Origin of the sequence: Pseudomonas sp. NPDC089534, from assembly GCF_044749305.1 — a bacterium.
Classification (GTDB): Bacteria; Pseudomonadota; Gammaproteobacteria; order Pseudomonadales; family Pseudomonadaceae; genus Aquipseudomonas; species Aquipseudomonas ekonensis.
This window is the reverse complement of the sequence record NZ_JBIVHR010000038.1, coordinates 30,010-54,633: the sequence shown is the minus strand read 5'-3', so window position 1 is coordinate 54,633 and position 24,624 is coordinate 30,010. Positions and strand designations below refer to the sequence as shown.

Annotated in this window: 8 protein-coding genes (1 of these 8 only partly in view); 5 read left to right on the top strand and 3 right to left on the bottom strand. The window is 67.9% G+C overall.

The genetic code is table 11. The features are described from left to right. Positions 1-108 precede the first annotated feature (108 nt). Complete coding sequence (locus tag ACIP0B_RS14070) at positions 109-1,728, bottom strand: PvdJ/PvdD/PvdP-like protein (RefSeq protein ID WP_400832770.1); 1,620 nt, start codon at positions 1,726-1,728, stop codon at positions 109-111. 315 nt (positions 1,729-2,043) lie between these two features. Here ACIP0B_RS14070 and pvdM point away from each other — a divergent pair, with 315 nt between their 5' ends. From pvdM to ACIP0B_RS14045, 5 genes are all read left to right on the top strand, one after another. Continuing rightward, positions 2,044-3,414 (top strand): pyoverdine-tailoring dipeptidase-like protein PvdM, encoded by a 1,371-nt coding sequence (gene pvdM, locus ACIP0B_RS14065; RefSeq protein ID WP_400832768.1) that lies wholly within the window; start codon positions 2,044-2,046, stop codon positions 3,412-3,414. Next, a complete protein-coding gene (locus ACIP0B_RS14060; RefSeq protein WP_400832765.1) occupies positions 3,411-4,697 on the top strand; it encodes an aminotransferase class V-fold PLP-dependent enzyme in 1,287 nt (428 codons plus the stop codon). The genes pvdM and ACIP0B_RS14060 overlap by 4 nt, the downstream gene beginning before the upstream one ends. A gap of 51 nt (positions 4,698-4,748) precedes the next feature. Next, the gene (locus tag ACIP0B_RS14055) at positions 4,749-5,657 is read left to right on the top strand and encodes a formylglycine-generating enzyme family protein (RefSeq protein WP_400832763.1); all 909 of its coding nucleotides are present in this window, start codon (positions 4,749-4,751) and stop codon (positions 5,655-5,657) included. Between the two features lie 148 nt (positions 5,658-5,805). After that, positions 5,806-7,455: a cyclic peptide export ABC transporter gene (locus ACIP0B_RS14050; RefSeq protein ID WP_400832761.1), complete on the top strand. Its 1,650-nt coding sequence runs from the start codon at positions 5,806-5,808 to the stop codon at positions 7,453-7,455. Between the two features lie 117 nt (positions 7,456-7,572). After that, positions 7,573-10,032, top strand: coding sequence for a TonB-dependent siderophore receptor (locus ACIP0B_RS14045; RefSeq protein WP_400832759.1), 2,460 nt, complete (start codon positions 7,573-7,575; stop codon positions 10,030-10,032). Between the two features lie 346 nt (positions 10,033-10,378). On the opposite strand, the gene ACIP0B_RS14040 is transcribed toward ACIP0B_RS14045, so the two are convergent. Both ACIP0B_RS14040 and ACIP0B_RS14035 read right to left on the bottom strand, forming a co-directional pair. Next, a complete protein-coding gene (locus ACIP0B_RS14040; protein ID WP_400832756.1) occupies positions 10,379-11,335 on the bottom strand; it encodes an alpha/beta hydrolase in 957 nt (318 codons plus the stop codon). A gap of 65 nt (positions 11,336-11,400) precedes the next feature. Beyond that, positions 11,401-24,624 carry the 3' portion of a non-ribosomal peptide synthase/polyketide synthase gene (locus ACIP0B_RS14035; protein WP_400832754.1) on the bottom strand. Its footprint extends 1,848 nt past the window's final position, so 13,224 of the gene's 15,072 nt are visible here — the last part of the coding sequence; its start codon lies beyond the right edge, outside the window; its stop codon occupies positions 11,401-11,403.

Sequence of the window (24,624 nt, the reverse complement as noted above, 5' to 3'; positions counted from 1 at the left end):
ATGCCCTGCACACCACAAAACCCTGTGGGAGCCAGCCTGCTGGCGATGAGGCCGGCACTGCCGACATCTGTGATGCCGGCAGTGCGCGAATGAACGGTGACGCGCAGGTCAGGCCTGGCTCTGCTTGGCCTTCAGGTTGCGCGCATACCACGGCCGCTGCGGCACGCGCCGGAACAGTTCGGCGAGTTTCTTTTCGTCTTCGCCGAAGGTGATGCGCAGCGCCAGTTTCATGGTCTCCGGATCCATCTCCACCGACTTGCCCACCTGCAGCCCCGGCGTGGTGCTGCAGCCATGGGTGGTCGGCCCCAGCCACGGATCGGCCACCTCGACCCAACGCCCTTGCGCAAACCACTGCACACCGTTGACCTCAAGCCGCTCGACCTGGCCCGGATGGAAGCGCTCGTGGGCGCGGAACCAGTCCTCGACGCGGTCGTCGATCCAGCCGTGGAAATGCCAGAACACCGGGTTCACATGGGAGGAAAACGGATCGCCGAGGAAGTCGTTCTCCGGCGCGAACCAGCGGGCGGCGAAGTCGTCCAGATCCCGGGCCAGCGGCACCGGCTGACCGTTGGACGGATCCCGCGGCACCGACGCCCAGCGCATGTGCAGCCAGTCGTGCAGGCCCAGTTCCATCTCCGAGCCCAACTGGCCCAGGGTCAGCTTCGACAGGTACTGCGGATCGCGGTACTGCGATTCCCAGACCTCGAAATTGCTCTGGTACGTCTCGGCCGTCTTGATGTCGCTGACCCACTGGCTGTATTCGTCGTCGCCTTCGGCCAGCCAGGTCGGCGGCAGCGCGGTGCCGTCGTGGTTGTCGAAGTAGCGGGCGAAGCCCTGGCGGTCACGCACCAGCTCCGGCTGCGGCAACGGGAAGAATTCCCATGACGGCAGGTCCTGCATGGAGCGGGCCGTGCCGAGCATGTGCCGGTGCATGAAAAAGAAGTCGATCCCCGAGCCGTTGCGGTCCTTGCGGGTTCCGCGGGCGTCACGCTCGCGGTCGCGCGGGCCGGGCTGCCAGCCGAGGCCGCGCAGGGCGTTGCGCTTGTCCTCGGACAAGGTGTGCCACTTGTCCCGGGTCGCATGCCAGACCTGATGGAACAGGCGATGCTCGGGCGACACCAACCAGGCCAGCAGTGTCGGGTTCAGCGGCGTGCGTTGGCGCGCCTCCGGGAACAGGCATTTGACCGCGATGAAGCGGTGGTCCTGGGCCGGCAGCGCCAGCGAACGGTCCAGGCGCTGCACCTTGCCGCTGAGGCTGCCGCTGCCGGCGTTGCCGAAATCGGCCCAGACCTCATCGAGCACCATGTTCAGTTCATAGTCGACCCGCCCGCCGGCGCCGATCAGGCGCCAGCTGAGCGTCGAGGCGTCGGCCCCGGCCAGGTCGCCGAGAATTCGGTAACGGGGTGTTTCGTCCGAGCGCAGGCGCTCCGGCGTATCGAGAAAGCCGCACACGCCCCGGCCTTTCTGGCCGATGTCCAAAAACACTTCGAGCCCCTTGGGTGGCAGCCCTTCGAGGCCGGCGTCAGCCCCCGTGAAACGGATCTTCCAGACCCCGCGCAGCGCGTTGGCCAGACGCTGCCCGGCCACGTCGGCCACGTCGAACGACGCCTCGCCGGGGGTGACCGTCGGATCCGGCTTCGTCCATTCGCGATGCCCGAAATAGGCCGCCGGTACGGCAGCGCCGGTCAGCGCCAGGCCTGCCATGAACCATCGTCGAGAAATTCTCATTGCCCTACCTGTGTCAGCCTTGAAGCAGGCCTTATCCCAGCAAGAACGTTTGCTGCGCGGACAAATTTACGGTGCGCGCGCGAATGGGCTGCCGCCCTTGCACCCCTGTGGGAGCGAGCCTGCTCGCGATGGCGATGCATCAGCCACCTCGATGTCGCCTGACACACCCTCATCGCGAGCAAGCTCGCGCCCACAAAGGCCACCACGCCGGACACTTCGCCGGCCGGCCTAAATTCCGTCGCCGACCGCTCGTTCTTCCCAGATAGCGAAGGCCTCTGCGCCTGCATCCCGACAGCGAACCTGACTGAGACGGCAATGACAAAACCACGTTCGAAAAAGGCTCTTTTCATCGGCCTGCCGCTGGCCCTGGCGGTTGCCGCCGGCGCCGGCTTCGCGGTCTGGGACACTTTCTTCAAGGACAATCCCGGCTACCCGCACAAAGTGATGCAACAGGCCGAGGCGCTGCACGAGCACATGCTGTCGTTCGACAGCCACATCACCATCACCCAGGGCTTCGGCACCACCGGCAACGAGATCGACAAGGACGGCAGCGAGCAGTTCGACCTGGTCAAGGCCAACCGCGGGCGACTGTCGGGCGCGGCGCTGACCATCTTCGGCTGGCCGGAGATCTGGAACGGCGCCAACGCCCCGCACCGCCCCACCGCCGGTTTCGTCGACGAGGCGCGCAACCAGCAGGAAATCCGCTACAAGATCATTTCCGGCATGGTGCGCGACTTCCCCAACCAGGTCGGCATCGCCTACACCGCCAACGATTTCCGCCGCCTGCACGGCGAAGGCAAGTTCGCGATCTTCATCAGCATGCTCAACGCCTACCCGCTGGGCCACGACCTGAACCAGCTGGACCTGTGGACCGCCCGCGGCATGCGCATGTTCGGCTTCAGCTACATCGGCAACAACGACTGGGCCGACTCCTCGCGGCCGCTGCCGTTCTTCAACGACTCGCCCGACGCCCTCGACGGCCTCTCGGACCTGGGCAAGCAGGCGGTCAAGCGCCTCAACGACCTGGGCGTGATCATCGACGTCTCGCAGATGTCCACCAAGGCCCTGGAGCAGGTCGCCCAACTGAGCCGCACCCCGCTGGTGGCGTCGCACTCGGCGCCGCGGGCCATGGTCGACATTCCGCGCAACCTCAGCGACAAGGAACTGCAACTGATCAAGAACAGCGGCGGCGTGGTGCAGATCGTCGGCTTCTCGCAGTACCTGCGCCCGCTGACCCAGCAGACCCAGGACAAGCTCAACGAGCTGCGCAAGCGCTTCGACCTGCCGCCGCTGCCGAACCTGGCCGTGGCCCTGATGCCGGGCGACCCGATCATCGCCGCGTGGCCCGAGCAACGCTTCGGCGAGTACGCCGGCCAGCTCTACGCGATCCTCGAAGAGGAGCCCAAGGCCAGCCTCAAGGACCTGGGCGACGCCATCGACTACACCGTGCGCAAGATCGGCATCGACCACGTCGGCATCAGTTCCGACTTCAACGAAGGCGGCGGCGTCAAAGGTTGGGAGAACGTCGGCGAAATCCGCAACGTGACCGCCGAACTGCTGTCGCGCGGCTACTCCGAGGCCGACATCGCCAAACTGTGGGGCGGCAACTTCCTGCGGGTCTGGGACCAGGTCGAGAAATCCGCCAAGCCTGCGCTGGCCCAGAACCGGGAAGCCGCCAAGCCATGAGCAACCGTCGCGAATTCCTGAAACAGGCTGGACTTCTGGCCGCCGCACTGCCGCTGGGCGCCGGCCTGCCGGAACTCGCCGCCGCCCAGTCGCCGGCATCGGCATCGACACCGGGCGACAAGTGGACGCAGTTGCGGCAGCTGTTCGACCAGGATCCGGATTACCTGCACTTCTCCAACTTTCTGGTGACCACCCACCCGCGCCCGGTGCGCGATGCCATCGCCCTGCACCGGGCGGCGATCGACAAGAACCCCGGCCTGTCGATGGACTGGGACCTGGGCGTCACCGAGCAGCGCGAGGAAGAGGTCCGTGCCTGGGCCGGCAAGTACGTGCAGGCCGACGCCCGGCAGATCGCCCTGACCGGCAGCACCACCCAGGGGTTGGCGATGATCTACGGCGGCGTGCGGGTGCGCGCCGACCAGGAGATCCTCACCACCGAACACGAGCACTACGCCACCCACACCATCCTTGAGCTGCGCACCGAGCGCGAAGGCACCCGGGTGCGCAAGATCCGTTTGTTCAAGGATCCGCAGCAGATCGACAAGGCAGAACTGCTGGCCACCATCGACCGCAGCATCCGCCCCGAAACCCGCGTGCTGGGCATGTGCTGGGTGCACTCGGGCAGCGGCGTGAAGCTGCCGCTCGCCGACATCGGCGCCCTCGTCGACAAGCACAACCAGGGCCGCAGCGAGGCCGACCGGATCATCTATGTGGTGGACGGCGTGCACGGCTTCGGCGTGGAAGACCTAAGCTTCCCGGCGATGAACTGCGACTTCTTCATCGCCGGCACCCACAAGTGGATGTTCGGCCCGCGCGGCACCGGGATCGTGGTCAGCCGCACGCCGGAGGTGAAGTACGTCACCCCGATCATTCCGACCTTTTCCGAAGCCGAGCACTTCTCCACCACCATGACCCCCGGCGGCTTCCACGCCTTCGAGCACCGCTGGGCCTTGAGCGAGGCGTTCAAGCTGCACCTGCAGCTGGGCAAGGCCGACGTGCAGGCGCGCATCCACGCCCTCAACAGCTACCTCAAGCAACGCCTGCTGCAACGGCCGCAGATCGAACTGGTCACGCCGCTGAGCCCGGCGTTCTCCGCCGGCTTCACCTTCTTCCGGGTCAAGGGCAAGGACAGCGACAAGGTCGCCGCGCACCTGATGGCCAACCGGGTGGTGGCCGACGCCGTGCACCGTGACGTGGGCCCGGTGATCCGCACCGCCCCGGGGCTGCTCAACGACGAGGCGCAGATCGACCGTCTGCTGGCCGTGCTCGACCGGGCCCTGTGACCCCGCCCTTCCCGCTTCCTTTTGGCGATTTCCTTTTTTGAGAGGCATGAAATGAACCGAGAACCGCGACGTTTTTCCCTGAAGGCCCTGCCGGCCCTGGCGCTGACCGCCCTGGCCGCCGCCCTGTTGCCGGGCGCTGCCCAGGCCGCCACCCCGCCGGCGCCGGGCAAGGTGTTCAAGGACTGCAAGGACTGCCCGGAGATGGTCGTGCTGCCCACCGGCACCTTCACCATGGGCACGCCGGAAGATGAAGTCGGCCGCGAGCCCGACGAAGGCCCGATGCACGAGGTGACGTTCGCCAAGCCGCTGGCCATCAGCCGCTTCCAGGTGCTCAAGGGCGAATGGTTCGCCTACCTCCAAGAGACCGGCTACCGCATGCCCGACGGCGACGACCGCCCGGGCCGCGCGTGCAAGGCCGGGATCCCGGACTACGCCGGCAGCGACCCGCGCAAGCAGTACACCGACCGCCACCCGGCGGTGTGCATGGACTTCGCCGAGGCCAACGCCTACGTGGCGTGGCTGTCGAAGAAGACCGGCAAACAGTACCGCCTGGTCAGCGAGTCCCTGCGCGAATACGCCGCCCGCGGCGGCACCGCAGGGCCGTTCCCGTTCCCGTTCGATGAAGGCAAGGAATACAGCATCGCCAAGCACGCCAACACCTACGGCGCGGCGGACGGCTACAACTTCACCGCCCCGGCCGGCAGCTTCCCGGCCAACGCCTTCGGCGTGTACGACATGCACGGCAACGTCTACGAGTGGACCGCCGACTGCTACAACGAGAACTACGTCGGCGCGCCGAACGACGGCAGCGCCTGGCAGACCGGCAAGTGCGAATTCAAGCGCATCCGCGGCAACGACTGGGGCGAAGCGCCGGTGTTCTCCCGCTCCGGCAACCGCAACGCGCTGGTGCCGACCGAGCGCGGCGACTGGATCGGCTTCCGCGTGGCCCGGGACCTGTGAGCCTGCCGCACCGCTAAATTAACCCTCCCTCCAGTCGTTCTACAGGTGGGCGCGATCCGTTGCGACGCGCCCCCGCCCTCTTCTACGTCACCCAGGCTAAGCCGCCACCGCTGTCGGCCTTCGCCGCTTTTTCAAGCAGGGAACCTCCATGAGCAAACCAACACGCGGGGTGATCAATGAATTGTTCGCCCTGCTCAAACCCTTTCGGCTGATCGTCGCCGGCTCGATCCTGCTCGGCATGGTCGGCGGCCTGAGCGTCACCGCCCTGCTGGCGACGATCAACGGCGCCCTGCACGACGAAGGCGGCCTGACCAGCACCGTGGTCGCCGCCTTCGCCGGCCTGTGCCTGCTGGCGCTGGCCAGTTCGATCTTCTCCGACATCGGCACCAACTTCGTCGGCCAGCACATCATCGCCAAGCTGCGCAAAGAGCTGGGCGAAAAGGTGCTGTCGGCGCCCATCGAACAGATCGAACGCTACCGCAGCCACCGCCTGATCCCGGTGCTGACCCACGACGTCGACACCATCAGCGACTTCGCCTTCGCCTTCGCGCCGCTGGCCATCTCCCTGACCGTCACCCTCGGCTGCATGGGCTACCTGGCGATGCTGTCGTGGCCGATGTTCCTGTTGATGGCGGCGGCGATCCTGATCGGCACCGTCATCCAGTACATCGCCCGCGGGCGCGGCATGCAGGGCTTCATGAAGGCCCGCGACCACGAGGACGAACTGCAGAAGCACTACAACGCCGTCGCCGAAGGCGCCAAGGAACTGCGCATCCACCGCCCGCGCCGGCACCGCATGTTCGTTTCCGGCATCGAGGCCACCGCCGACCGCATCTGCGACACCCAGGTGCGCTCGGTGAACATCTTCGTGGTCGCCAAGACCCTGGGCTCGATGCTGTTCTTCGTGGTGATCGGCCTGGCGCTGGCCCTGCAATCGCTGTGGCCGAGCGCCGACAAGGCGGTGATGAGCGGCTTCGTGCTGGTGCTGCTGTACATGAAAGGCCCGCTGGAGCACATCATCGGCACCTTGCCGATCGTCAGCCGCGCGCAGATCGCGTTCCGCCGCATCGCCGAACTGTCCGAGCAGTTCTCCTCGCCCGAGCCGCACCTGCTGCTCAGCGACCAAGGCAACCGCAAGACGCCGGTGCACAGCCTGGAACTGTCCGACGTGTCGTACAGCTTCCCCACCGTCGAGGGCGCCGCGCCGTTCCGCCTGGGCCCCGTGAACCTGAAGATCGAACAGGGCGACATCATCTTCATCGTCGGCGAGAACGGCTGCGGCAAGACCACGCTGATCAAGCTGCTGCTGGGCCTGTACGCGCCGCAGCAAGGCGAGATCCGCCTCAACGGCCAGCCGGTCACCGCCCTCACCCGCGACGACTACCGCCAGCTGTTCACCACCATCTTCGCCGACTACTACCTGTTCGACGATGTGGTGCAGGGCGACACGCACATTCCCGACGACGCCAACAAATACCTGCAGCGCCTGGAGATCGCCCACAAGGTCAGCGTGCGCGACGGCTCCTTCACCACCACCGACCTGTCCACCGGCCAGCGCAAGCGCCTGGCGCTGATCAACGCCTGGCTCGAAGAGCGTCCGGTGCTGGTGTTCGACGAGTGGGCCGCCGACCAGGACCCGACCTTCCGCCGGATCTTCTACACGGAACTGCTGCCGGACCTGAAGCGCCTGGGCAAGACCATCATCGTCATCTCCCACGACGACCGTTACTTCGACATCGCCGACCAACTGGTGCGCATGAACGCCGGCAAAGTGGTCACCGAGCCGCAACCCGCCTGACTGTGAAAAATTCGTAAAAAAAGTGCGTTGGGCCTTTCCGGTTTTCCGGAGGCTCAACGTCTTACTTACAGTTAATAGAAATAGTTCTCAGTCAACACTTTGAAGAGTAGAAGAACAATGCCCGCACCGCACGGACTCCACCCGCTCGCCAAGGCTCTGCTGATCCGCCGCTCCTTCCGCCCAACGCTTCCGGCCCTTTGCGCGCTGGCCATGACCCTGCCGATGGCCGGCATGGCCCAGGCCGCCGCCGTGGCGATCGACATTCCTGCCCAGTCGCTGGGGAGCGCCTTGCAGGAATTCGGCCGCCAGACCAACCTGCAAGTGCTCTACAGCCCGGACGAAGTCAGCGGCCTGCGCAGCACCGCCGTCAGCGGCAACCTGGAACCGACCGCCGCCATGGCGCAACTGCTGCAAGGCACGGACATCGCCTACAGCGTCCAGGACAATAGCGTCGCGTTGCGCGTGCGCAGCAGCGGCGCCAGCCTGGACCTGGCGCCGACCAGCATCACCGCCGCACAGGAATCGGCCTGGGGCCCGGTCGACGGGATCGTGGCCAAGCGCAGCGCCACCGGCACCAAGACCGACACTCCGCTCAACGAGATCCCGCAGACCATCAACGTCGTCACCCAGGACGAAATCAAGATGCGCGGCTCGCAGTCGGTCACCGAGGCCCTGCGCTACACCGCCGGCATGACCGGCGGCGGCTTCTCCGACCGGGTGAAGATCTTCGACGAACCGACCTCCCGCGGCTTCTCGCCGACCCCGCTGTACCTCGACGGCCTGCACCTGCCCTACGGCGGCGGCAGCACCGGCGGCTCGCTGCAGATCGACCCGTACACCCTGGAGCGCATCGAAGTGCTCAAGGGCCCGGCGTCGGTGCTGTACGGCCAGAACCAGCCAGGCGGCATCGTCAACATGGTCGGCAAGCGCCCGACCGCCACGCCGCTGCACGAAGTGATCATCGGCGGCGGCAGCTACGACCGCAAATACGGTGCCTTCGACCTCGGCGGCCCGATCGACGACCAGGGCGAGTTCCTCTACCGCCTCACCGGCGTGATCAACGACAGCAACTCGCAGATCGACTACGCCGACCAGAACCGCATGCTGCTCGCGCCGAGCCTGACCTGGCTGCCGAACGACAGCACCAGCCTCACCGTCTACGGCCAGTACCAGAAAGACCGCGACACCCCCGAGGCGCAAGGCCTGCCGGCCGACGGCACCGTGCACCGCAGCGCGAACGGCCGCATCAGCCGCAGCCTGTTCCTCGGCGAGCCGGGCGTGAACAAGTACGACCGCGAGCAGTTCGTGGTCGGCTACGAGCTGGCCCACGAACTCAACGACGTCTGGACCCTCAAGCAGAACGCCCGCTACGCCGACCTCAACGACCGCTACGTCGCGCCGCTGCACGGCTACTCGTTCCAACCCAACCCCAACACCGGCATCGACGACGGCAGCTACCAGACCCGCTTCGGCGTGGACTGGGCCCAGCACAACACGGTCTACGGCATCGATAACATCGCCCAGGCCAAGTTCAAGACCGGCGACGTGGACCACACCCTGCTGCTGGGCGTGGACTACTACCACTTCAACTCCAAGTTCCTTGGCCGCTACGACCGCACCGGCCCCGCCATCGACCTGTACAACCCGGTCTACGGCAGCCAGTTCAACTTCCGCCAGCCGTACAAGTGGGACAACACCGTCAAGCAGACCGGCCTGTACACCCAGGATCAGATGCGCTGGAACCAGTGGTTCCTGACCCTGGGCGGCCGCTACGACTGGGCCGAGACCATCAACAAGGAACCGCTGGGCGGCAACCGTTCCAACATCAAGGACGAGAAGTTCACCGGCCGCGCCGGCTTCGGCTACGAGTTCGAGAACGGCATGACGCCGTACGTGAGCTACGCCGAATCGTTCCTGCCGCAGACCGGCGCCGACCTCAACGGCCGCGGGTTCGAACCGACCGAGGGCAAGCAGTACGAAGTCGGCATCAAGTACGAGCCGAAGTCCATCGACGGCTTCATCCAACTGTCGGCGTACCAGATCGACCAGAACAACATGCTCACCAACGACCTGCTCAACCCTGGCTTCAGCATCCAGAGCGGTTCGGTGCGTTCGCGCGGCGTTGAGCTGGAAGGCAAGGTCAACGTGACCCAGAACGTGCGCGTGCTGGCGTCCGTGTCGCGCAACCAGATCAAGTGGCGCAGCGTGAACGACGGCCGCGAAGGCCGCACCCTGGCCATGAGCCCGCCGCTGACCGCGTCGGCCTGGATCAACTACGACTTCGACCTCTCCACCTCGCTGGCCGGCCTGGGCATGGGCCTGGGCACCCGCTACGTGCGCAGCAGCTACGGCTCGGACTACGAAGAGGATTCCTTCCAGATCCCGTCGTACACCGTGTATGACGCCATGGTCTCCTACGACCTGGAAAAATCGCCGCTGCACATCAAAGGCGTGAAAGTGAAGATGAACCTGGAAAACCTCACCGACGAGAAATACGTCGCCAGCTGCAACAGCACCCTGGACTGCTACTACGGCGAAGGCCGCACCATGACCGCCGACGTGACCTACAACTGGTAACACGCCCCGCGTCACGCAAAACGCCGGCAACTGCCGGCGTTTTGCTGTCTGCGATTCCATCGGCCAGCCGCTATGACCAATGCGCCGCCATGTCCAATGCGCCCCTGTGGCGAGGGAGCTTGCTCCCGCTCGATTGCGCAGCAATCGCCGGCCATGGGGGTCGCTGCGCAACCCAGCGGGAGCAAGCTCCCTCGCCACAGACATGCCCACTGACCACAAAAGCCCAGCCCACAGAGATGCCCACTGACCACAAAAGCCCAGCCCACAGGCATGTCCGCTGGCCACAACAGCCCCGCCCACAAAAAAGGCCGCTGTCAGCGGCCTTCTCCTTCCCTCGACGTGCAGCCTACAGGCCGAACACCGCCCTCAACCGCTCGGCGATGTGCTGCTGCGCCTCTTCGGCCTCATCGACGATCGCGCCCATGCGCATGAAGTCGTGGGTCATGCCCTCGTAGACCTTCAGCTCCACCGCCACCCCCGCCGCCTGCAGATGACGGGCATACGCCACGCCCTCGTCGTGCAGCGGATCGCATTCGGCCAACACCAGCAGCACCGGCGCCACTTGCGCCGACGGCTCGCCCAAAAGCGGCGAGAAGCGCGGGTCGAGGCGGTCCTCGGCGCTGCGCTGGTAATGGCTGTAGAACCACTCCAGGGACGCCTTCTCCAGCAGATAGCCTTCAGCGTAACGCTCGATGGTCGGCGTGCTGCGGCTGGCGTCGGTGACCGGATAGATCAGCACCTGCAACAGGGGCCGCACCGGCGCCTGGGTCAGTTGCGCGGCCAGCACCGTCGCCAGGCTGCCGCCGACGCTGTCGCCGGCGATCGCCAGGCGGGCGGTGTCGATGCCCAGGTCCTGGGCGCTGCCCACCAGCCAGTCCCAGGCGTCCCGGGCATCGTCGGCGGCGGTCGGGAAACGGAACGCCGGCGCCAACCGGTAAGCCACCGACAGCACCACGCAGTCGGCCATCGACGCCAACGCCCGGCACAGCGAATCATGGGAATCGAGACTGCCGACCACGTAGCCGCCGCCATGGAAGTACAGCAACGCCGGGCGCTTCGCCCCAGGCTGCAGCGGTTTATCGCTGTAGATCCGCGCGTCCAGCAGCGTGCCGTCACGCACCGGCAAGCGCAGCTCGTCGACGACCGCGAGGTCTTCGCCTCCAGCGTCCATCAGCAGCGACGATTGATCGAACTGCTCACGGGCCTGCTCCGGGGTCAGCTCATGCATGCCCACGCGCTTGCCGCTGGCCCGGCCGTTGCCGACCAGTTGCAGGAACGCGGCGATATCAGGATTCAACGACATTCAATTCTCCAAACCGAACGGGCGCCATGGGCGCCCGTTCGGTGTTTCCGGTTTCAGGACAGGTTTCAGGACATGACTACAGGTTCAACGATCTCGCCGAGCATTTCTTCAGCCTCCGACAGGAAAGTTTCATGGCGCGGGATCTCGAAGTGCCCGCAATCGAGCCATTCCCCGCCCATGCCCGGCTGCTCCAGTTGAGCCGCCAGTTCCATGGCCTCCTCTTCCCGGCCCAGCGTCCACCAGCACGCCGGCGAGACGGCCAGCGGCGGGCAGCGCTCCAGCTCCAGCGACAAGCGCTTGAGCCGGCGCGCGACGCTGAACACATGGGCCAGTTCATCGGCGCCCAGGGCCACGTAGGTCGACGCCCCACGCTCGGCCCCCAGGGCGGCCTCGAACACGGCCCGCACGGCCTGCGCCGACTCCTCGCCGTCGATGGCCGCGCCCTCGGCCGCCTGCGGCAGGGTCACCCGCAGGAAGTCGCGCAAGTCGGCCTGCCAGTCGTCCACCGCCCCGGCGTTCACCGCCGCCGACGGCACGAAGCTGTCCACCAGGCCGACGAACTCGACCTGCTGGCCGGCCTGCTCCAACTGCGCGGCCATCAGCATCGCCAGCGTCCCGCCCAACGACCAGCCCAACAGGTGGTACGGCCCCTGCGGCTGCTTCGCGCGGATCTGCGCCACGTAGTCGCTGGCCATGCGCTCCAGCGACACATCGCTGAAGGCCGGATCCAGCAGCATCCGCGACTGGATCGCCAGTACCTGGCGCCGGCCGCCCAGACGACGGGCCAACGGCTCGTAGTCGAACACCGTGCCGAAGCCTGCGTGAATGCAGAACAGCGGCGCCCGGCCCTTGACCTCGGCGTTCATCGCCAGCAGCCCGGAGGCCTTTTCGGCGCTGCCCTGAACGCTGGCCACCAGTTCCGCGATGCTCGGCTTCTGCATCAGGTCGCGCAGCTTCAGGCTCAGGCCCTGGGCCTTCAGCACGCGGCTGCGCGCCACCACTTGCAGGCTCAGGATCGAATCGCCGCCCAGTTCGAAGAAGTTGTCGGTCAGGCCGACGCGTTCGATCCTCAGCACGTCCTGCCAGATGCCCGCCAAGGCCTTCTCCAGCTCGGTGCGCGGCGCCACGTAGTCCTGACGCTGTTCGGCGCCAGGATCCGGCAACGCCTTGCGGTCGAGCTTGCCGTTCGGGGTGAGCGGCATGCGTTCGAGCAGCATCAGGTGCGCAGGCACCATGTAGTCCGGCAGGCTGGCCTTGAGCTGTTCGCGCAGGCGTTCGCACAAGCCTTGCGCCGGTGCATCGGCGGCGGCCAGCACATAGCCGAGCAATTGCTTGCCGCCGGCGCCCTCGCGGGCCACCACGGCGGCGTCGCGCACGCCCGGCAGTTGCTTGAGCCGCGCCTCGACTTCACCCAGCTCGATGCGGAATCCGCGGATCTTCACCTGATGGTCGATCCGGCCCAGGTAGTCGACGGTGCCGTCCGCACGCTGGCGCACCAGGTCGCCGGTGCGGTACAGGCGGCTGCCGTCGGCGCTGAACGGGTTGGCCACGAAGCGCTCGGCGGTGCCGCCGGCGCGCCCCAGGTAACCCCGGGCCAACGCGCCGCCCAGGTACAGTTCGCCCGCCACCCCGACCGGCAAGCGGTTGAGGTCGCTGTCGAGCACATACCCGCTGCGCTCACCGACCACACTGCCGATCGGCGCGTACGCCGCCCCGCACGCATCCTGCGCGCCGGCCTTCCAGATCAGCGGCGTGACCACGGTTTCGGTCGGGCCGTAGCCGTTGATGATGTACTGCGGCTTGAGCGCACGCTTGGCCAGTTCGAAACTCGCCACCGGCACCGCGTCGCCGCCGAAGCAGTAGATGCGCACCGGCGGCGGGTTGCCGTCCTGCTCGGCGTGTTCGGCCAATTGCTGCAGGTAGACCGGCGGGAACGCCGCCACGGTCACGCCGTGCCGGTGCATCGCGTTGTAGGTCTGCTCGGCGGTCCACAGGCTGTCGTCGCGGATCAGCAGGCGCGCACCGTGGGTCAGCGTGGTCAGCCAGCGCTCATGGGCGCCGTCGAAGGCGAACGACATGAAGTGCAGCTCGCAGTCGGCTTCGCTCATTTCGTAGCGCTCGCCGATGGCCCGGCAATGCATCGCCAGCGGCCCGTGGGCGACACCGACGCCCTTGGGCAGGCCGGTGGAGCCGGAGGTGTAGATCACGTAGGCCAGGTTGCCCGGCTGCACCGCGACCTCCGGCGCGCGGTCCGGTCGGTCGCCCAGCGCCAGGCGGTCCAGCTCCAGCACCCGCAGGCCGTCCTGCACCGGCATCACCTGACGCAGGCCCGAATCGCTGAGCAGCAACGCGATGCCCGAATCGCGCATCAGGTAGCTCAGGCGCTCACGAGGGTACGTCGCGTCCAGCGGCACATAGGCGCCGCCGGCCTTGAGCACCGCCAGCAGGGCGACGATCATGTTTTCGCTGCGCGGCAGCGCCACGCCGACCCTCACTTCCGGTCCGACGCCTTCGGCGATCAGCGCATGGGCCAGGCGGTTGGCCCGGGCCTCGATCTGGCCGTAGCTGAAGGCCTGGTCATTGAACACCACGGCGGTCTGTTCGCTGCGCTGGAGCGCCCACTGCGCGATGCGCTCGTGCACCGCCGGCGCCGGCGGCTGCGGCGCGGCCTCGGCCGGCGCCACAGCCTGGGCGGTCGGCAGGCCGATGCGGCCCAGCGGTTGCGCGGCGTCTTGCGCCAGCGCTTCCAGCAGCCCTTCCATGTCGCTGCGGATGCCTTCCACGGTCGCCCGGTCGAAGTGCTCGCGCAGGAACATGTACTCGATCACCAGACCGTCTTCGAGCGTGACCATCAGGTCCATCGGGAAGTTGGTCAGGCCGGCGCTGTCGCTCTCGCCGAACTTCAGCGAATCGTCGCGCCATTCGCGCAGCGCCTGGTCGATCGGATGGTTCTCGAACACGATGATGCTGTCGAACAGCGACTGCCCGGTGCGCCCGGCCCAACGCTGGACGTCGGACAGCGGCGTGTACTCGCGTTCGCGCATCTCCAGGTTGAAGTCCTGCAGGTCGCGCAGCCACGGGCCCACCGCCTGTTCGGCCGGCACGTCCTTGATCACCGGCAAGGTGTTGATGAACAGGCCCAGGATCGACTCCGACGCCGGCAGGCTCGCCGGCCGTCCGGCCACGGTGGCGCCGAACGTCACGGTGCGCTGGCCGCTGTAGCGGCTGAGCAGCATCAGCCACGCGCCCTGCACCAGGGTGTTGAGGGTGACCTGCTGGGCCTGGGCGAACGCCTTGAGCCGGTCGGTGCGGGCTTCGCCCAGACGGCTGTACAGCGCCTCGTGACCGCGTCCCTCGCCGGTGCGCGCCACGGTGTCGGCCAGGTACGTCGGCTCGTCGAGCAGGCTCAGGTGCCCGCGCCAGAAGCCTTCGCTGGCGTTGGCGTCCTGCTGTTGCAGCCAGTTGATGTAGCGACGGTAAGGCACCGCCTCGGCCAGCGGCTGGCCGGAGTACTGGCTCAGCACCTCGCCGATCAGCTGCGAACTGCTCCAGCCGTCGATCAGGATGTGGTGATAGGTCCAGATCAACTGATGGCTGTCCTCGCCCACCTGCACCAGCGTCAGGCGTTGCAGCGGCGGACGGTCGAGGTCGAAGCCCTTGGCCCGTTCGTCGGCGGCCAGCGCCTGCAGGGCCGCTTGCGAATGGTCCTGGTCGCGCCAGTCGAGCAGGCTGACCGGCAACTGCGGATCGGCCAGCACGAACTGCAGCGGCTCGGCCATGTCCTGCCAGAGGAAACCGGTGCGCAGGATGTCGTGGCGGCGGCTCACCGCCTCCCACGCGGCCTTGAACCGCGCAGGCTCAAGCCCCTGCACCGGAATGCTCACCTGGTTGATGTACAGGTCGGCTTCCGGCGAGTTCAGGCCCAGGAACAGCATGCCCTGCTGCATCGGCGACAACCGGTACAGGCCGTCGAGCCGGCCTGGCGGCAACGGCAGCGCGGCAACCTGAGCCTCGCTCAGGCCATGCAGCGGCATGTCCACCAGCGCGGTCTGCGGCGCAGGTGCGCCTTCGGCGGCCTGGGCACGCAGGGCCAGTTGCTGGATGGTCGGCTGCTGGAACAGGTCTTTCGGGCTCAGTTCGATGCCCTGCTGACGGGCGCGGCTGACCACCTGGATCGAGACGATCGAATCGCCGCCCAGGGCGAAGAAACTGTCGGTGGTGCTGACCCGCTCAAGGCCCAGCACCTCTTTCCAGATGTCCACCAGCGCCTGCTCCACCGCACCGGACGGCTCGACATGGTGCTGCGCCGCCGAGAACTCCAGGGCCGGCAGGCGCTTGCGGTCCAGCTTGCCGTTGGGGCTCAGCGGCATCTGCGCCAGCCAGACCCGGTGCGCCGGCACCATGTAGTCCGGCAGGCTTGCGCCCAGCCAGGCCGACAGGCTGTCGTGCAGCGCGTTGCGCTCGGCCTCGGCGGCGTCCACGGTCGCCGGATCGCTCGGCACCAGGTAAGCCACCAGTTGCTGGCTGCCCAGCACGTCACGGGCGACCACAACGGCTTCGCGCACGGCGGCGTGTTCCACCAGCCGCGCCTCGATTTCGCCCAGCTCGATGCGCAGGCCGCGCAGCTTGACCTGATGGTCGATCCGGCCGACGTACTCGATCACGCCGTCGGCGCGGTAGCGCGCCAGGTCGCCGGTGCGGTACAGGCGCTCGCCGGCGCCGAACGGGCTGGCGACGAAACGCTCGGCGCTCAGCCCCGGCCGGCGGTGGTAGCCGCGGGCCAGGCCGACGCCGCCCAGGTACAGCTCGCCGGCCACGCCCGCCGGCAGCGGATTGAGCCCGCTGTCGAGGATGAAGGTCGACAGGTTGGCGATCGGCTGACCGATCGGCACACCGTCGCGGCCCTCGTCGCGGCACGTCCAGTGGGTCACGTCGATGGCCGCCTCGGTCGGGCCGTACAGATTGTACAGGCCAGCCTGCGGCAGCTTGGCGAACACCTGCACCTGCGCATCCACCGGCAGCGCTTCACCGCTGCACACGATGCGGGTCAGGCCGGTGCAGCTCGACACCCCGGCGTCCTGCAGGAAGGCCTGGAGCATCGACGGCACGAAGTGCAGCGTGGTGACGCGCTCGGCGTTGATCAGCGCGATCAGCTTCGCCGGATCGCGGTGGTCGCCCGGCGCGGCGACGACCAGCCGCGCACCGGTCATCAGCGGCCAGAAGAACTCCCACACCGACACGTCGAAGCTGAACGGGGTCTTTTGCAGCACGGTGTCGGCGGCGTCCAGGCCATAGGCCTGCTGCATCCACATCAGGCGGTTGGTCAGGGCCCGGTGCGAGTTGCCGGCGCCTTTCGGCAACCCGGTGGAACCGGAGGTGTAGATCACATAGGCCAGGTTGGCGGCGTCGTACGGCACCTGCGGGTCTTGGGCCGACAGGCCGGCGAAGTCCGCGCCCGTCGGCTCCAGGCATACGGTCTGCACGCCCTCGGGGATCGGCAGGCTGGCCAGCAGGTGCGGCTGGGTCAGCAACAGGCCGATGCCGCTGTCGCCGATCATGTGGCTGAGGCGGTCGCGCGGGTATTCCGGATCCAGCGGCACGTAGGCGCCGCCGGCCTTGAGGATCGCCAGCAGGCCGACGACCATTTCCAGGCTGCGCTCGACCGCGATGCCCACCAGCCCGTCCGGGCCGACGCCGCGGGCGATCAGCCCGTGGGCCAACTGGTTGGCCCGGGCGTTGAGCTGGGCGTAGCTCAGGGTCCGGCCGGCGAACACCAGCGCCGGGGCGTCCGGGGTGCGCAGGGCCTGGGCCTCGATCAGGCTGTGCACGCCCTGCTCCAGCGGATAGTCGATGCCGGTGGCGTTCCACTGCTCGACCATCAAGCGGCGGTCGGCGGCGTCCAGCAGGTCCAGGGCGCCCAGGCGGGCGTCCCCCGACTGCACCATCTGCGACAGCAGGTTGTTCAGTTGCGCGCTCAGGCGTTCGATCACCGAATCGGTGAACGAGCCGCGCCGGTAGCTGTAGTGCAGCGACAGCTCATCGCTGACGTTCACCGCCAGGGTCAGCGGGTAGTTGGTCTGTTCGTGGTTGTCGACGCCGCCGAAGCGCAGCTCCTGCGGTGCGCCCTCCTCCAGCGCCTGGGACACCGGGTAGTTCTCGAACACCAGAATGTTGTCGAACAGCGCCTCGCCGCTCTGTCCGGCCCAACGCTGGATGTCGAACAGCGGCGTGTGCTCGTGCTCGCGCAGGGCGATGTTCTGCGCCTGCACGCTCTGCAGCCACTGGCCGACGCTGTGCTCGGAACGCGGGCTGGCGATCACCGGCAAGGTGTTGATGAACAGGCCGATCTGCTGCTCGACGCCCTTGAGCTCGGTCGGACGGCCGGCCACGGTGGCGCCGAACGCCACGCTCTCCTGCCCGGTCAGGCGTTGCAGCAGCAACAGCCACGCCGCCTGGATCAGGGTGTTGAGGGTGACCTTCTGCTGCCGGGCGAACTCGCCCAGACGGCGGGTCTGCGCGGCGTCGATGAACACGTAGCGTTCGCCGTGACCGTCGCGCGGCTCGTCGCCATGCGCAGCGGTGATCGCCTGGGCCAGGCGCGTCGGCTCTTGCAGGTGGGCCAGTTGCGCCGTCCAGAACCGTTCGCTGACCGTGGCGTCCTGACGCTGCAGCCATTCGATGTAATCGCGGTAGCGTCCGGCCGGTGCCGGCAGCGTTTCGCCGGCGTAGCGCTGAAGCACTTCGCCCAGCAGCTGCGAGTTGCTCCAGCCGTCCATCAGGATGTGGTGGTTGGTGTAGATCAGGTGGCAGCGCCGGTCATCCAGACGCACCACCGCCATGCGCAGCAGCGGCCCTTGGCCGAGGTCGAAGCCCTCGGCCTGCTCGTCGGCCGCCAGCGCGTCGAGCGCGGCTTGGGCGTCGTCGCGACCGCGCCAGTCGAGCACGCGGAACGGCATCGGCAGCTGCTTGTGCACCACCTGCACCGGCCGCGCCAGGTCGCCCTGCCAGACAAACCCGGTGCGCAGGATGTCGTGGCTGTCCACCGCCGCCTGCCAGGCCTGGCGGAAGCGTTGCGGGTCGAGGCCTTCGACGTCCAGGCGCACCTGGTTGATGTAGTCGCCGGACGCTTGCTCGTAGAGGCTGTGGAACAGCATGCCTTGCTGCATCGCCGACAGCGGGTAGATGTCGGCGATCTGCTGGGCCGGCCACGGCAGGCTGTCGAGCTGCGCCTGGGTCAGCCCGGCCAGCGGGAAGTCCGACGGCGTCAGGCCTTCGGCGCCCGGCGTCACGCAGTGGGCGATCAGTGCGGCGAGTTCGTCGGCGTACTCCTGGGCCAGTTGCTCGATCGTGGCGCTGTCGAAGCGCTCGCCGCTGAAGGTCCAGCCGACGCTCAGTTCGCCGCCGTACACCTGACCGTTGAGGGTCAGCCAGTTGCCCATCGGCGCCTCGGGGCTCTGCTCCAGGCCGGCGTTGTCCGGGGCCGGCGCGAACAGCGCGCCGTCGTCGGCCTCGAAGCTGCCGTCGAACTGGCCCAGGTAGTTGAAGGTGATGCGCGGGCTCGGCAACGCCCCCAGGCTGGCCCGCGCCCGGGCATCGCCCAGGTGACGCAGGGCGCCGAAGCCGATGCCCTTGTTCGGGATCGCGCGCAGTTGCTCCTTGATCCGCTTGATCGACTCGCCCGCCCCTTCGGCCGGGGTCAGGCGCACCGGGAACAGGCTGGTGAACCAGCCCACAGTGCGGGTCAGGTCGACGCCGTCGAACAGCTCTTCACGGCCGTGGCCTTCCAGCTGGATCAACGTCGACGGCTGGCCGCTCCAGCGTCCGATCACCCGCGCCAGCGCCGTCAGCAGCAGGTCGTTGACTTGGGTGCGGTAGGCCGCCGGGGCTTCTTGCAGCAATTGCCGGGTCAGCTCGGCGCTGAGGCGGGTCTGCACGGTCTGCGCCAGACGGTTCTGCTGGCCGGCGTCGAGACGCTTGCACGGCAGGTCGGTGGCGGCGCCGTCCAGGCAGGCCTGCCAGTACGCCAGCTCCTGCTGCAATGCCGGGCTGTTGGCATAGCCCTGCAAGTGCGCGCTCCAGTCCTTGAACGCGGTGGTCTTGGCCGGCAGGTTCGGAGCCTGGCCGCTGACGGCGTGCTGATAGGCGTTCTGCAGGTCTTCCAGCAGAATCCGCCACGACACGCCGTCCACCGCCAGGTGATGGATCACCAGCAACAGACGCTGGCTGCCGTCGGCCAGCGTGGCCAGCACCGCACGCAGCAACGGGCCGTCCTGCAGGTCGAGGCTGCGCTGGGCACGGTTGCCCAGGGCTTCGAGCGCCGCGATGTCGGCGATGTCTTCCTGCCAGAGCAAGGCCTGCGGCAGGTCCTCCACCGCCAGGTGCTCGGCCTGCCAGGCTTCGCCCTCCCGGCGGAAGCTCAGGCGCAGGGCGTCGTGGTGCACCGCCAGGGCCCGCAGCGCCTGCTCGACCTTGTCGGCCTCAAGCGGCTGACGCGGCTTGAGCAGCACCGACTGGTTCCAGTGGTGACGCTCGGGGATGTCATCCTCGAAGAACTGCTGCTGGATCGGCAGCAGCGACGCAGCACCGGTGACCGCTTGCTGGTCGATGCCGGAGGCGTCCTCGCCGATCTGCGCCACCAGGGCCAGACGCTGCACGGTCTGGTGCTGGAACAGGTCTTTGGGGTTGAGGCGGATGCCGGCCTGACGGGCGCGGCTGACCACCTGGATCGAGATGATCGAATCGCCGCCCAGTTCGAAGAAGTTGTCGTTCAGGCCCACTTGCTCAAGCTTGAGCACGTCCTGCCAGATGTCGGCCAGACGCCGCTCCAGCTCGCTTTGCGGGGCCTGGTAGGCCTGCTGCGCCTGGCTCGCGTCCGGCGACGGCAGGCCGCTGCGGTTGAGCTTGCCGTTGGCGGTCAGCGGTAGTTGCGCCAGCAGCAACAGGTGCGCCGGGATCATGTGGTCCGGCAGGTTTTCCTTGAGCGCGGCGCGCACCTCGTCGCGCCAGTGGGCTTGCTCCGCCGCGTCGGCGTCGAGCAGCGCAGCGTCGGCCGGCACCAGGTACGCCACCAGTTGCTGGCCGCTCGGGCCCGGCTGCGCCAGCACCACGGCCTGGGCGATGGCCGCCTGCTCCAGCAGTTGCGCTTCGATTTCGCCCAGCTCGATGCGGAAGCCGCGGATCTTCACCTGATGGTCGATCCGCCCGATGTATTCGATCACGCCGTCGGCGCGGTAGCGCGCCAGGTCGCCGGTGCGGTACAGGCGACCGCCGTCGGTGGCGAACGGGTCGGGAATGAAGCGCAGCGTGGTCAGGTCCGGCCGGTTCAGGTAGCCCCGGGCCAGGCCCGCACGGCCCACGTAGAGTTCGCCGATGCAGCCCTTGGCGACCGGGTTGAGGTCGCCGTCGAGCAAGTACCACGACAGGTCCGGGATCGGCTCGCCGATCGGACTGCTGGCGTCACGCGAAAGGTCCGCCAGCGAGATCGGCCGGTAGGTCACGTGCACCGTGGTTTCGGTGATGCCGTACATGTTGATCAGCTGCGGGGCGCGGTCGCCGAAACGGTCGAACCACGGCCGCAGGCTCTTGACCTCCAGCGCCTCGCCGCCGAACACCACGTAGCGCAGCGACGGTTGCAGCGCCGCGTGTTCCGGGGCGCACGCCACTTGCATCAGTTGCTTGAACGCCGACGGGGTCTGGTTGAGCACGGTGACGCCTTCGCGGCACAGCAAGGCGTAGAAGTCTTCCGGCGAACGGCTGACCTCGTAAGGCACCACCACCAGTTTGCCGCCGTACAGCAGCGCGCCGAAGATCTCCCACACGGAGAAGTCGAAGGCGTAGGAATGGAACAGGCTCCAGGCGTCCTGGGCACCGAAGCCGAACCAGGCGTCGGTGGCCTCGAACAGGCGCAGCACGTTGCGGTGCGCGAGCAAGGTGCCCTTCGGCTGGCCGGTGGAGCCGGAGGTGTAGATCACGTAGGCCAGGTTGTCCGGGCTCATGTCCACGTTCGGGTTGGCGTCGCTGTAGCCTTCCAGGCCGTCGCGCTCCTGGTCGAGGATCAGGCTGCGCACCGATTCCGGCACCGGCAGCTGGCCGAGCAGGTGGCTTTGGGTCAGCAGCAGGCCGATGCCGCTGTCGCCGATCATGTAGGCCAGGCGGTCCTGCGGATACGTCGGGTCGAGCGGCACGTAGGCGCCGCCGGCCTTGAGGATCGCCAACAGGCCCACCAGCATCTCCAGGCTGCGCTCCACCGCCAGGCCGACGCGCACGTCAGGCCCGACGCCGCTGGCGATCAGCTTGTGCGCCAGCGGGTTGGCGCGGGCATTGAGCTCGCCGTAGGTCAGGGTCTGCCCGGCGCAGGTCACGGCCACCGCGTGCGGTGCCCGCTCGGCCTGCTCTTCGATCAGCCGGTGCAGGCAACGTTCGCCCGCAAACGCGGTCAGCGCCGGGTTCCATTGCGCCAGCGTGGCCTGGCGCTCGGCGGCGTCCTGCACAGGCAGGTCGGCGATGCGCTGGCCGCAGTCGGCGACGATGCCGTGCAGCAGCGTCGTCCAGTGCTGCGCGAAACGCACCATGGTTTCGGCATCGAACAGGTCGGTGGCGTAGGTCAGTTCGGCCCAGACGTTGTCGGCCGACTCGAAGGTGTCCAGGGTCAGGTCGAACTGGGCGGTGTGCGACGCCCAGCCCAGGCCTTCGATCTCGACCTTCGGCAGACGCGTCGCGCCCGAGGCGCGGCGGGCCTGGCTCTGGTGGTTGTGCAGCACCTGGAACAGCGGGCTGTGGCTGAGGCTGCGCTCCGGTTGCAGGGCGTCCACCAGTTGCTCGAACGGCAGGTCCTGATGGGCCTGGGCGCCGAGCACGGTGTTCTTGACCTGCTGCAGCAGGCTGCGGAAGGTCTGCTGGCTGTCGAACTCGGCCTTGAGCACCTGGGTGTTGACGAAGAAGCCGATCAGGCCTTCGGTCTCGACCCGGTTGCGGTTGGCCACCGGCACGCCGACGCGGATGTCGGCCTGGCCGCTGTAGCGGTGCAGCAGGGTCTGGAACGAGGCCAGCAGCAGCGCGAACAGGGTGACGCTCTCCCGTTGCGCCACCTGCTTGAGGCCGGCGGCCAGTTCCGCGCTGAGCGGGATGTCCTGGCGCGCGCCGCGGTGGCTTTGCTCCGGCGGACGCGGACGGTCGGTCGGCAGCTCCAGCAGCGGCTGTTCGCCGTCGCCCAGTTGCGCGGTCCAGTAACCCAGTTGGCGCTCGCGCTCACCGGCGTCCATCCACTGGCGCTGCCAAACGGCGTAGTCGGCGTACTGCACCGGCAACGCCGGCAACTCGATGCTTTGGCCCTGGCTGTAGGCGGCGTACAGCGCCACCAGCTCATCGACCATGATGCCCATCGACCAGCCGTCGGAGACGATGTGGTGCAAGGTGATGATCAGCGCATGGTCATCGGCGGCCAGGCGCAGCAGTTTGACCCGCAGCAGCGGGCCCTTCTGCAGGTCGAACAGGTGCAGGGTCTCGGCGGCGACCAACGCTTGCAGCGCGGCGGCGTCCAGACCGCCCTCGATCACGTCGACCGGCAGCTCCAGCGCCATTTGCGCCTGGATCACTTGCAGGGTCTGGCCCTGCTCCTCCACAAAGCAGGTGCGCAGGGATTCGTGGCGGGCGATCAGCGCATCGAAGCTGCGCCGCAACGCCGCCAGGTCCAGCTCGCCGCGCAGGCGCAGCGCCGCCGGCACGTGGTAGGCGGTGCTGGTCGGCTCCAGTTGCCAGAGGAACCACTGACGTTCCTGGGCGTAGGACAGCGCCAGCGGTTGCAGGCGCGGCAACGCCACGATCGGCGGCTCCTGATGGGCCTGATCGACCCCGAGCGCGGCGACGAAGTCCGCCAGGGTGCTGTGTTCGAACAGGGTGCGCAGCGGCACCTGCACGTTCAGCGCCTGACGCACCCGCGACACCACCTGGGTCACCAGCAGCGAGTGCCCGCCCAGTTCGAAGAAGTTGTCGCCGAGGCCCACCTGCTCCAGCTTCAGCACCGCCTGCCAGATGCCGGCGACGGTGTGCTGGGTGGCGGTCTGTGGCGCGATGTAGGCCGATTGCAGTTGGCTGGCGTCCGGCGCCGGCAGTGCCTTGCGGTCGACCTTGCCGTTGGGCGTCAGCGGCAGTTGCGCAAGGAACAGCAGATGCGCCGGCACCATGTACTCCGGCAGTTCGGCCTTGAGGCTGGCCTTGAGCGCGGCGCGCAACGCCGCCTCGCCGTCGGCGTCGAGGCTGGCGCCGTCGGCCGGCACCACGTAGCCCACCAGTTGCGGGCCGGTCGGGCCGTCCTGGGCGACGACCACGGTTTCGCGCACGCTGTCCAGGGCCAGCAGGCGCGCTTCGATTTCCCCCAGTTCGATGCGGAAGCCGCGGATCTTCACCTGATGGTCGATCCGCCCGATGTACTCGATCACGCCTTCGGCGCGGTAGCGGGTCAGGTCGCCGGTGCGGTACAGCCGCTCGCCGGTGCTGGAGAACGGATCCGGCACGAAGCGTTCGGCGGTCAGGGCCGGGCGCTGGAAGTAGCCGCGGGCCAGGCCGTCGCCGCCGATCAGCAGTTCGCCCGGCGCGCCGAGCGGGTTCAGTTCCAGGTCGCTGCCCAGGATGTACAGCGCGGTGTTGTCGATGGGCTTGCCGAGGAACGGACGGCTGCTGTCCGGGTTCAGCGGATGCAGCGCCGACCAGATGGTGGTTTCGGTCGGGCCGTACAGGTTCCAGACCTTCGGCGAGCGCGCCAGCATGCGCTGCGCCAGCTCCTGAGGCAGCGCCTCGCCGCCGCAGAGGAAGGTGCGGCCGTCGAGGATGGCGGCGTGTTCGTTGTCCAGCAGCATGCGCCAGGTGGACGGCGTGGCTTGCAGCATGCTCACGCCGTGGCGGGCGATCAATTCCAGCACCGCCTGCGGATCCTGGTGCACGTCCTTGCCGGTCAGCACCACGGCGGCGCCGGCCAGCAGCGGGCCATAGATCTCAAGGCCGAAGATGTCGAACGAGAATGTGGTCAGCGACAGCATGCGGTCAGCGGCGGCGATCCCCGGTTGCCCGACCATGCTGGCGACGAAATTGCTCAAGGCGCCGTGGCGCACCATGACGCCCTTCGGTTTGCCGGTGGAGCCGGAGGTGTAGATCGTGTAGGCCAGGTGTTCGGCGTCCGGCGCCACGCCGGGGGCCGATGTCGGGTAGTCCGCCAGCCAGTCCTGCGCCCCGTCCAGCAGCACAGTGGCCAGGCCGGCCGGGATCGGCAGCAGCGTCTGCAGGTGCGATTGGGT

Coding starts and splice junctions, on each gene's coding strand:
- ACIP0B_RS14070 (WP_400832770.1), bottom strand. CDS start 1,728: ATGAGAATTTCTCGACGATGGTTCATGGCAGGCCTGGCGCTGACCGGC.
- pvdM (WP_400832768.1), top strand. CDS start 2,044: ATGACAAAACCACGTTCGAAAAAGGCTCTTTTCATCGGCCTGCCGCTG.
- ACIP0B_RS14060 (WP_400832765.1), top strand. CDS start 3,411: ATGAGCAACCGTCGCGAATTCCTGAAACAGGCTGGACTTCTGGCCGCC.
- ACIP0B_RS14055 (WP_400832763.1), top strand. CDS start 4,749: ATGAACCGAGAACCGCGACGTTTTTCCCTGAAGGCCCTGCCGGCCCTG.
- ACIP0B_RS14050 (WP_400832761.1), top strand. CDS start 5,806: ATGAGCAAACCAACACGCGGGGTGATCAATGAATTGTTCGCCCTGCTC.
- ACIP0B_RS14045 (WP_400832759.1), top strand. CDS start 7,573: ATGCCCGCACCGCACGGACTCCACCCGCTCGCCAAGGCTCTGCTGATC.
- ACIP0B_RS14040 (WP_400832756.1), bottom strand. CDS start 11,335: ATGTCGTTGAATCCTGATATCGCCGCGTTCCTGCAACTGGTCGGCAAC.